Here is a 9,324-nt window from a genome sequence, read left to right on the forward strand (position 1 = left end):
CCGGGCCGAGCACCGCCGGAATGACCGCCGACGGGGCGGCCGGGGCCGCCGTGCCGGGTGCCGGCATGAGCGCGGACGCCGCGGCCGGCGGGGCACAGAGCCGTACCGCCGATGTCGTGGCCGGGCCGGGCGGGGTGATGACCGACGAGGTCGGCGTGGTGACCGGCGAGCTGACCGTACGCACCGAGTACGCGGCCGGCCAGGTCACGCTGAAGGTGCAGTACAAGGACGCCGAGGAGTGGTACGCGGTGACCGGCGGGAGGGCCGCCCTGGCCGACCCGGCTGCCCTGGACGCGGTGCACACCATCGCCGTCGCCCTCGTCAACCGCCCCGAGGGCTGAGTCCCACACCATCGGACAGGGCCCCTTCCCGACGCCGCGAGGCGTTAAGAAGGGGCCCTTCCTCTACCGGAGGCGTTGAGCGGGGACCCTTCCTTACACGTACGAGCCGGGTTCGGTGGGCGCGGAGACGGTGTGCGGCTCCTCGCCCTCGCCGACGGGGCGGGTGAGCTGGACCTCGACCTTGTGCGGGCGCAGTTCGCCGCTGGCGATCCGCTCCGCCCAGTGGCACGCGACCCGGCTGCCGCCGATCTCCCGCAGCACCGGCCGCTCGTCGGCGCAGCGGGTCGGCTGCGCCCACGGGCAGCGGGTGTGGAACCGGCAGCCCGACGGCGGGTTGGCCGGGGAGGGCAGGTCGCCGGCGAGCAGGATCCGCTCCCGGCGGTCCTCCACGTCCGGGTCCGGCACCGGCACCGCCGACATCAGCGCCCGGGTGTACGGGTGCAGCGGCTCGGTGTAGAGCCGGTCGGCCGGCGCCTCCTCGACCAGCGCGCCCAGGTACATCACGCCGACCGTATCGGAGATGTGCCGGACCACGGCCAGGTCGTGCGCGATCACCAGGTAGGTCAGGCCGAGGGTGTCCTGGAGTTCGTCCAGCAGGTTGACCACCTGGGCCTGGATCGACACGTCGAGCGCGGAGACCGGCTCGTCGGCGACGATCAGCTCCGGCCCGAGCACCAGGGCGCGGGCGATGCCGATGCGCTGCCGCTGACCGCCGGAGAACTCGTGCGGGTAGCGGGACAGCGCCCAGCGCGGCAGGCCGACCTTGTCCAGCGTCTCGCCGATGATCCGTCGCCGGTCGTCGCGGTCGGCGCCGATGCCGTGGGTCTGGAGGCCCTCGGTGAGGATCGACTCGACGTTCTGCCGGGGGTCCAGGCTCGACATCGGGTCCTGGAAGATCATCTGCATGCGGCGGCGCATCTGGCGGAGCTTCCCCGCCCGCAGCGTGGTCAGCTCGACGCCGTCGAAGCTCACCTCACCGCTGGTCGGCGGGGTGAGCTGGAGCAGCGCCCGTCCGAGCGTGGACTTGCCGCACCCAGACTCGCCGACCAGGCCGTAGGTCTTCCCGCGCGGGATGCGCAGGTCGACGCCGTCGACCGCCTTCACGTGGCCGACCGTCCGGTCGAAGATCACGCCGCGGCGGATCGGGAAGTGCACCTTGAGGTCGCGGACCTCGACCAGGATGTCGTCGCGCTCGACGGTCGGCTCGACAGTCTGCTCGCTCACGCTGATTCCTCCTCGCGCGGCGCGGGGCCCAGGCCGGGCACCGTGGGCGGGTCGTCCGGGACGGCTTGGGCCGGCACCGAACCGGGCTGCGCGTCCGTCGGCACCACGGCGCGGACGTCCTCGGCCGGCGTCAGCCCGGGAATCGGTGCCGGGTTGACGCAGCGGTAGCTGCGACCGTCGTGGGTGAGCACCAGGGCCGGCGGTTCGCCCACGCACGCGTCGACCCGCCGCGAGCAGCGGGGGGCGAACGCGCAGCCGTCGGGCCAGGGCAGGACGTCGCGCACCGAGCCGGGGATGGGGTTGAGCCGTTGGCCGCGCCCCGCGTCCAGGCGGGGCACCGACCCGAGCAACCCCACGGTGTACGGGTGCCGCGGCTCGCGGAACAGCGGGCGGCGGCGGGCCGTCTCCACGACCCGGCCGGCGTACAGCACGTTGACGGTGTCGCACATGCCGGCGACCACACCCAGGTCGTGCGTGATCATCAGCAGCGCGGTGCCGGAGTCCCGGACCAGATCCTTGAGCAGTTCCAGGATCTGCGCCTGGATGGTGACGTCCAGCGCGGTGGTCGGCTCGTCGGCGATCAGCAGCCGCGGCTGGCAGGCCACCGCCATGGCGATCAGGGCACGCTGCCGCATGCCACCGGAGAGCTGGTGCGGGTACTCCTTGAGCCGCCGCTTCGGGTCGGGGATACCGACCCGGTCCAGCAACGCGGCCGCCTCCTTCTCCGCCGCCGCGCCCTTCATGCCCCGGTGCCGGGCGAGCACCTCGGTCACCTGGAGCCCGATCGGGATCACCGGGTTCAGCGAGGACAGTGGGTCCTGGAAGATCATCGCGATGTCCCGGCCCCGGATGTCGCGGCGGGACCGGTCGTCGAGCTGGAGCAGGTCGGTGCCGTCGAAGACGGCCTTGCCGCCGACCCGCAGGCCCGGCTGCTTGGGCAGCAGGCCCATGAGGGCCAGCGAGGTGACGCTCTTGCCGCAGCCGGACTCGCCGACCAGACCGACGACCTCACCGGCGTCGACGGAGAAGGAGACCCCGTCCACCGCGTGCACGGTGCGCTGGCCGCGCCGGGCGAAGGTGACGGAGAGGTCGTCCACTTCGAGCAGTGCCATGAGGGGACCTACTTCCGCAGCTTCGGGTCGAGTGCCTCGCGCATCGCCTCACCGAGCAGGGTGAAGCCCAGCGCGGTGACGATGATGGCGAGGGCGGGCAGGATCGCCAGCCGGGGCGCCGAGTCGAGGTACGGCTGCGCGTCGGCCAGCATGACACCCCACTCGGGGATGGAGGCGTCGTTGTTGCCGAGACCCAGGAAGGAGAGCGCGGCGGCCTCGATGATCGCGGTGGCCAGGGTCAGGGTGGCCTGCACGATGACCGGGGCGAGCGAGTTCGGCACCACGTGGGTCAGCGCGATCTTCGGCTTCTTCACGCCCAGCGAGACGGACGCCAGGACGTAGTCGCTGTTCGCCTGGGAGATCATCGAGCCGCGGAGCAGCCGCGCGAAGACCGGCACCGACACCACGCCGACCGCGATCATGACCGTTTCCAGGCCGGCCCCGAGCAGGGCGGCGATGCTGATCGCCAGCAGCAGGCTCGGCATGGCCAGCAGCATGTCGATCACGCGCATCAGCACGTTGTCGACGGCCCGGCCCCACCGTCCGCCGAGGCCGGCGGCGGCGCCGGCGATCCCGCCGATCAGCGAGCCGACGGCCAGGCCGATCAGGGTGGAGATCACGCCGACCAGCAGGGTCTGCCGCGCGCCGACGATCATGCGGCTGAACTCGTCGCGTCCGATGTGGTCGACGCCGAACCAGTTTTCCCCCCGCGGGCCGGGGAAGTCGCCGAGGCGGATCTCGCCCTTCCAGAGCTGGGCGTCCGGGGCATGCGGGACGAGGAACGGCCCGAGGACGGCGACCAGGAGGAACAGGCCCAGGATGACCGCGCCGACGATCGCCGCCGGGTTGCGCCGCAGCCGGCGGAACGCCTCCTTCCAGAGGCTGACGCCGCGCTCGTCGTTTCGGGCGGCCAGCTCCGAGAGCCGGTCGATCTTTTCCTTCTTCTTGCCGGTGGTGATCGTCATCGGACCCTCACCCTCGGGTCGATCAGGCTGTAGGAGAGGTCGACCAGGAGATTCACCAGCACGTACACCACCGCGATGATCAGGATGAAGCCCATCAGCACCGGATAGTCGCGCTGACTGATCGCCTCGTAGATGAAGGCTCCGATGCCGCTGAAGGCGAAGACGGTCTCGGTCAGCACCGCGCCGGAGAGCAGGCCACCGGTGAGCAGGCCGATCGAGGTGACCACCGGCAGCATGGAGTTGCGCAGCACGTGCCGACGCCGGACCGTGCTCTCGGTCAGCCCCTTGGCCTCGGCGGTGCGGACGAAGTCCTCGTTGAGCACCTCCAGGACGCTGGCCCGGGTGATCCGGACGATGATCGCGAGCGGGATGCTGGCCAGCGCGACGGCGGGCAGCACCAGGTGCCAGAGCGCGTCGGCGGCGGCGTCCCACTCGCGGGTCATCAGCCCGTCGAGGACGAAGAAGTTGGTGACCCGGGTCGCCCCGATCGTCGGGTCCTGCCGGCCGCTCGCCGGGAACCAGCCCAGGTTTTCCGCGAAGATCGCCTTGAGTACGTACGCGAGGAAGAAGACCGGGATGCAGATGCCGATCAGCGAGCCGCCGACCGACGCGTGGTCGAGGAAGCGCCCGCGACGGCGGGCGGCCAGGTAACCCAGCGGGATGCCAACGCCGATCGCGAGCAGCATCGCTGCGACGGAGAGCTCCACCGTGCCGGGGAACCGCTCGACGAACTCGGTGACGACGGTCCGCTTGGTGGAGGTGGAGGTGCCGAGGTCGAGCCGGATCAACCGCCGGACGAACCGGCCGTACTGCACCAGGATCGGCTCGTCAAGGCCCATGTTGCGGCGGATGGCGGCGCGCATCTCGGGCGTGGCGCGCTCGCCGAGGATGGCGGTCTCGGGACCGCCGGGTAGCCGACGGAGCCAGATGAAGAGCAGGAGGGAGAGCCCGAACAGCGTCGGTATCAGCTGGAGCAGGCGTCTGACGATGAACCGGAACACGGTGACCTCGAAGGGGGTACGGAGGGCCGCGGGCGGGCGCTGTGCAACACAGCGCCCGCCCGCGGTTCTTGCGTCAGGTCAGGACTTGAACTCGGCGCTGGCGTACCGCTCGTCGGTGAGCGGGCTCGCCTTGATCCCGGTCACGTCCTTACCGAACACGATCGCCGGCGGCGAGTGCGACACCGGGACACCCGGCAGGAAGTCCATGATGGCCTTGTTCAGGGCCTTGTACTTCTCCGTCCGGGCCGCCGCGTCGGCGGTGGTGTCGGCGTCCTTGAACTGGGCGAAGAGCTGGGGGTTGTTGTAACCCCACTCGTCCTTCTGCCGGTCGAAGAAGGTGCCGATGAAGTTGTACGCGTCGCCGTAGTCACCGGTCCACCCGAGGAAGTGCAGGTCGTGCTTGGTACCGGAGGTGGTGGCGTTGAGGTAGTCCGGGCTCCACTTCAGCGGGATCGGCTGGACGTTGATGCCAACCGCCTTGAGGTCCGCCGACAGCAGCTCGAAGAGGTCCTTCGGGCTCGGCATGTACGGCCGGGTGACCTCGGTCGGGTAGTGGAACTTCAGCGTCAGGTTCGACGCGCCGGCCTCGGCCAGCAGCTTCTTCGCCTTCTCGACGTCGTACTCGTACTTGGTGACGTCGCCGTTCCAGCCCTCGACGGTGTCCGGCATGAAGTTGACCGCGACCTTGGCGCCCGGGGGCAGCTTCGAGTCGACCAGGGCCTGCCGGTTCAGCGCGTGGGCGATCGCCTGGCGGACCTTGATGTCGGCGAGCTTCGGGTTCCCCTTCTGGTTGATCGCCAGGTAGAGGATGTTGAACGCCGGACGGGTGAGGACGTTGAAGCCCTCGTTCTTCAGCGGCTCGACGTCGGCCGGGCCGACCAGGTCGTACCCATTGATGTCGCCGGAGCGCAGCGCCTGCTTGCGCGCGTTCTCGTCGGAGATGGTCTTGAAGATCAGGGTCTTCAGCTTCGCCTTGGTGCCGGCGTAGTCCTCGTTCCGCTCCAGGGTCAGCGTCTTGTTGGCGACGTCCCAGGCCTTGAACTTGAACGGACCGGTGCCGGTCGGGTGCGCCGTGGCGTACTCGGGGTACTTGATGTCCTCGGCGGTGCCGCCGACGTTGCTGGCGTCGTACTGCTCCAGCGCCTTCGGGCTGTGGATGGAGAACGACGGCAGCATCAGCGCGGCCGGGATCTTGCTGGAGACCCGGGTGAAGGTCAGGTCGACGGTGGTCGCGTCCTTGGCGGTGCAGGACTTGAAGAGGCTGTCCGGCAGTTCCGGCGACTCGTTCTTGGCGAAGCCGCCCATGATGTCCTGCCAGTACGCGGTCACGTCCGGGCTCTGCATGAGGCCCTTGGCGTTGTACCAGCGGTTGAAGTTGACGCAGACGGCCTCGGCGTTGAAGTCGGTGCCGTCGTGGAACTTCACGCCCGAGCGGAGCTTGAAGGTCCAGGTGGTGCCGGCGGCGTCCGGCGTCCAGGACTCGGCCAGGCCGGGGGTGACCTTGGTGCCACCCTCCTCGGGGCGCACCAGGGTCTCGAAGACCTGACGCGCCACGCGCAGCGACTCACCGTCGCTGGCGAAGCTCGGGTCGAGCACCTTCGGGTCTCCGGCTACGCCGAAGACGAGGGTGTCCTTCTTGCTGCCGCCGGAAGAATCATCGCGGTCGCTCTCGGCGCATCCTGCTACCGCGAGGGCCGCGACCGCAACGGCCGCGATAGCGGCCTTCGGCCTGGTTGCACGCATGGTGCTTCACCTCGTCCTTGGGGGTACGGACAACGTGGTGACAGGGGTCACCGATGGCGGTGACCATAGCTCCCGCGCCGACACTGCGGAAACCGCCGGATGGACGGTTGGTATCGGATCGTGTCTTTGAGGAGCACTGGCCGAAGAATCGAAGGTGAAGCAGGCCGCTTGCCTAACGATCCCGATCCACGATGCCAAACTGTTACGTCGAGCAGGGCGCTTCGGCCACCAGGTGTCAGACCCGTCCGGCCAGCTCAGCGGGGCGGTCAGACCGCCCGGCGGCCCTCGAAGGCCCGGCCCAGCGTGATCTCGTCGGCGTACTCCAGGTCGCCGCCGACCGGCAGGCCACTGGCCAGCCGGGTCACCGCGATCCCCATCGGCTTGACCATCAGCGCCAGGTACGTGGCGGTCGCCTCGCCCTCGGTGTTCGGGTCGGTGGCCAGGATCAGCTCCCGCACCGTGCCGGTACTCAGCCGGGTCATCAGCTCGCGGATGCGCAGGTTGTCCGGCCCGATGCCCTCCAGCGGATTGATCGCGCCACCGAGCACGTGGTAGCGACCACGGAACTCACCGGTCCGCTCGATCGCCACCACGTCCTTGGGCTCCTCGACCACACACAGCACCTCGTCGGTGCGGCGCTGGTCACGGCAGATCCGGCACTGGTCGGACTCGGCCACGTTGTAGCAGCTGGTGCAGAACCGGACCAGCTCCTTGACCTTGCGCAGCGCACCGGCCAACCGGTTGACGTCGGCCGGGTCCGCGGACAACACGTGGAAGGCGATCCGCTGGGCGCTCTTCGGGCCCACGCCCGGCAGCCGGCCCAGCTCGTCGATCAGGTCCTGGATGGCGCCCTCGTACATCTGGTGGCTCAGAAACCGGGCAGGCCGAGGCCGCCCATGCCACCGGAGACCGGGCCCATCTTCTGCTCGGTCAGCTCCCGCGCCGCCTCGGAGGCGTTGTGCACGGCGGCGACGACCAGGTCCTCCAGCGTCTCCACGTCCTCCGGGTCGACGGCCTTCGGGTCGATCCGGATGGACTTCAGCTCACCGGTGCCGGCGACCGTCGCGGTCACCAGGCCGCCGCCGGCGGTGCCGGTCAACTCCGCCTCGGCCAGCTCGGCCTGCGCCTTGGCGATCTGCTGCTGCATCTTCTGCGCCTGCTTCAGCATCTGCTGCATGTTCGGCTGTCCACCTGGGCGCACGGATGGCTCCTTCTCGCACTCGTCTGCTGGGCCGCCGCCCAGCCTAACCGCTGTGACCGACCCGACCCCGCCCGGTGCTTCCGCGCCGCCGGTCGTCGCCCGATGATCGACTGATCGACCGGAGGAGGCCCGGACATGTCCGTGGAACACGCTGTCGCCGCCATGGAGCGGCAGGCCCGGGCCTGCGCGAACATGGACGCCGGCCTCTATCACGACCTGCTGGTCCGCGCCGCCGCCGACGTCCGGGCCGGCGGCCCGTGCGCCAGTGTCACCGAGGGGTACGACGACCTGCCCCTCGACGCCGTCGTACCGCTTCGGATCCTGGGCGGCGTGCACGCGCTGGTGCTCACCGGGCAGGCCCCCGACCTGGCCCGCTTCTACCCCTCCGCCGGTGGCACCTACTCCCCGGCGGACGCGGACGCCGCCTGGGCCGCGCTCCGGGCGCTCCTCGCCGACCGGCGGGACGACGTCCGGGCCTGGCTGCCCCGGCCCCCGCAGACCAACGAGGTCGGGCGTGCCAATCTGCTGCTCGCGGGGCTGCTGCACGCCGTGGCCGGGACCGGCGACCGGCCGGTACGCCTGGTCGAGCTGGGTGCGAGCGCCGGGCTGAACCTTCGCGCCGACCGTTTCCGGGTGGAGGCGGACGACTTCGCCTGGGGGCCGGCCGACTCCCCGGTACGGCTGCCGGGCGCCTGGCGCAACGGCGTGCCCGACTGGCTGCGGGACGCGGCCGCAGCCCACCCGGAGCTGACCGTGGTGGAGCGGCTCGGCTGCGACGTCACCCCGCTCGACCCGGGCAGCCCGGAGGGGGAACTGGCGCTGCGGGCGTACGTCTGGCCGGAGCACACCGCGCGGGCCGGGCGGCTGGCCGGCGCGCTGGAGCTTGCCCGACGCGTCCCGGCGCGGGTGGAGGCGGCCGGCGCCGCGGACTTCCTGGCCGGCATCGCGCCGCGTCCCGGGACGCTGACCGTGGTGTGGCACTCGGTGATGCGGCAGTACGTGCCGGCCGACGAGTGGGCCCGGGTCACCGCCGAGCTCGACCGGCTGGCCTCCGCGGCGACCGCCGACGCGCCGGTGGCCCACCTGCTCTTCGAGCCGTACCCGGACCAGGGGCCGGACCACTTCCAGCTCCGCGCCCGGCTGGGCGACGCCGACGAGCGGCTGCTCGCCACCGCCCACCCGCACGGCCTCCCCGCCCGGGCCGCCTGACCGGCGCGTACCGGCGGCTCAGCTCAGCGGGCGTCGACCTCGTTGATCTTCTCGGCGCCGAACGCCTCCCGCAGCAGCTGCACCGCCTGCTCCTCACTGGACTGGCGGGCCGTCCGCTCGTCGATCACCTCGTCCAGCGGCTCGTCACCCGGGTCGAAGCCCTCGTAGACGGGTGCCGCCGGCTGGGCGCCCCCCGGGCGTCCACCGCCGCCGCGCACCGGGCCGTCGTAGTCCGGGTCGTACGGGGGCTCGCCCGCCCATTCGGCGTCCGCGGTCCTCCGGTCCGCCTGCGAGGTACGCGGACCCTTCGCCGCACCGGTCCCCGCCGCGGCGGCGGCGGCGCGGGCCGCGGCGATGGCGCTGCTCACCGGGGCGACGGGCGACGCGGCCGGTGGTGTCACCGACGGACCCGCCGGCTTCGGTACGGCCGGCGCGCTCGCCGTCGCGGTGGCGAAGGTCGCGTTCACCGGCGAGACCACCACCGGGCGGCTGATCATGCAGTACGCCAGCGAGAACATCAAACCCGTC

9 protein-coding genes and 1 pseudogene are annotated in these 9,324 nt (G+C 71.3%); 2 read left to right on the forward strand and 8 right to left on the reverse strand.

Going from position 1 to position 9,324, the window contains the following annotated elements:
* A partial coding sequence (locus AB0I76_RS15660; protein ID WP_357035097.1) for a hypothetical protein occupies nt 1-341 on the forward strand: 341 nt, incomplete at its 5' end.
* A gap of 93 nt (nt 342-434) precedes the next feature.
* Here AB0I76_RS15660 and AB0I76_RS15665 read toward each other — a convergent pair.
* From AB0I76_RS15665 to AB0I76_RS15695, 7 genes are all read right to left on the reverse strand, one after another.
* Entirely contained in the window at nt 435-1,565 is a 1,131-nt protein-coding gene (locus AB0I76_RS15665) for an oligopeptide/dipeptide ABC transporter ATP-binding protein (protein WP_357035100.1), read from the reverse strand.
* The gene (locus AB0I76_RS15670; RefSeq protein WP_357035103.1) at nt 1,562-2,677 is read right to left on the reverse strand and encodes an ABC transporter ATP-binding protein; all 1,116 of its coding nucleotides are present in this window, start codon (nt 2,675-2,677) and stop codon (nt 1,562-1,564) included. The genes AB0I76_RS15665 and AB0I76_RS15670 overlap by 4 nt, the downstream gene beginning before the upstream one ends.
* Nucleotides 2,678-2,685: 8 nt before the next feature.
* Nucleotides 2,686-3,642: an ABC transporter permease gene (locus tag AB0I76_RS15675; protein WP_357035106.1), complete on the reverse strand. Its 957-nt coding sequence runs from the start codon at nt 3,640-3,642 to the stop codon at nt 2,686-2,688.
* Nucleotides 3,639-4,643, reverse strand: a complete 1,005-nt coding sequence (locus tag AB0I76_RS15680; RefSeq protein ID WP_357035110.1) for an ABC transporter permease — start codon at nt 4,641-4,643, stop codon at nt 3,639-3,641. The genes AB0I76_RS15675 and AB0I76_RS15680 overlap by 4 nt, the downstream gene beginning before the upstream one ends.
* Nucleotides 4,644-4,721: 78 nt before the next feature.
* Nucleotides 4,722-6,386, reverse strand: coding sequence for an ABC transporter substrate-binding protein (locus tag AB0I76_RS15685; RefSeq protein ID WP_357035113.1), 1,665 nt, complete (start codon nt 6,384-6,386; stop codon nt 4,722-4,724).
* A gap of 266 nt (nt 6,387-6,652) precedes the next feature.
* Complete coding sequence (gene recR, locus AB0I76_RS15690; RefSeq protein ID WP_357035116.1) at nt 6,653-7,246, reverse strand: recombination mediator RecR; 594 nt, start codon at nt 7,244-7,246, stop codon at nt 6,653-6,655.
* An 8-nt stretch (nt 7,247-7,254) separates the two neighbouring features.
* Entirely contained in the window at nt 7,255-7,563 is a 309-nt protein-coding gene (locus AB0I76_RS15695; protein ID WP_357035122.1) for a YbaB/EbfC family nucleoid-associated protein, read from the reverse strand.
* Between the two features lie 159 nt (nt 7,564-7,722).
* Here AB0I76_RS15695 and AB0I76_RS15700 point away from each other — a divergent pair, with 159 nt between their 5' ends.
* Nucleotides 7,723-8,796 (forward strand): DUF2332 domain-containing protein, encoded by a 1,074-nt coding sequence (locus tag AB0I76_RS15700; protein ID WP_357035119.1) that lies wholly within the window; start codon nt 7,723-7,725, stop codon nt 8,794-8,796.
* 23 nt (nt 8,797-8,819) lie between these two features.
* On the opposite strand, the pseudogene AB0I76_RS15705 reads toward AB0I76_RS15700, so the two are convergent.
* Nucleotides 8,820-9,324: pseudogene (locus AB0I76_RS15705) on the reverse strand (hypothetical protein); the annotation flags it as partial.

It is taken from the genome of Micromonospora sp. NPDC049799, from assembly GCF_040656655.1.
Classification (GTDB): Bacteria; Actinomycetota; Actinomycetes; order Mycobacteriales; family Micromonosporaceae; genus Micromonospora.

What these genes read in the sequence shown, in the direction of transcription:
- recR (WP_357035116.1), bottom strand. Translation starts at nt 7,246, where the DNA reads ATGTACGAGGGCGCCATCCAGGACCTGATCGACGAGCTGGGCCGGCTG.
- AB0I76_RS15700 (WP_357035119.1), top strand. Translation starts at nt 7,723, where the DNA reads ATGTCCGTGGAACACGCTGTCGCCGCCATGGAGCGGCAGGCCCGGGCC.
- AB0I76_RS15685 (WP_357035113.1), bottom strand. Translation starts at nt 6,386, where the DNA reads ATGCGTGCAACCAGGCCGAAGGCCGCTATCGCGGCCGTTGCGGTCGCG.
- AB0I76_RS15695 (WP_357035122.1), bottom strand. Translation starts at nt 7,563, where the DNA reads ATGCAGCAGATGCTGAAGCAGGCGCAGAAGATGCAGCAGCAGATCGCC.
- AB0I76_RS15670 (WP_357035103.1), bottom strand. Translation starts at nt 2,677, where the DNA reads ATGGCACTGCTCGAAGTGGACGACCTCTCCGTCACCTTCGCCCGGCGC.
- AB0I76_RS15675 (WP_357035106.1), bottom strand. Translation starts at nt 3,642, where the DNA reads ATGACGATCACCACCGGCAAGAAGAAGGAAAAGATCGACCGGCTCTCG.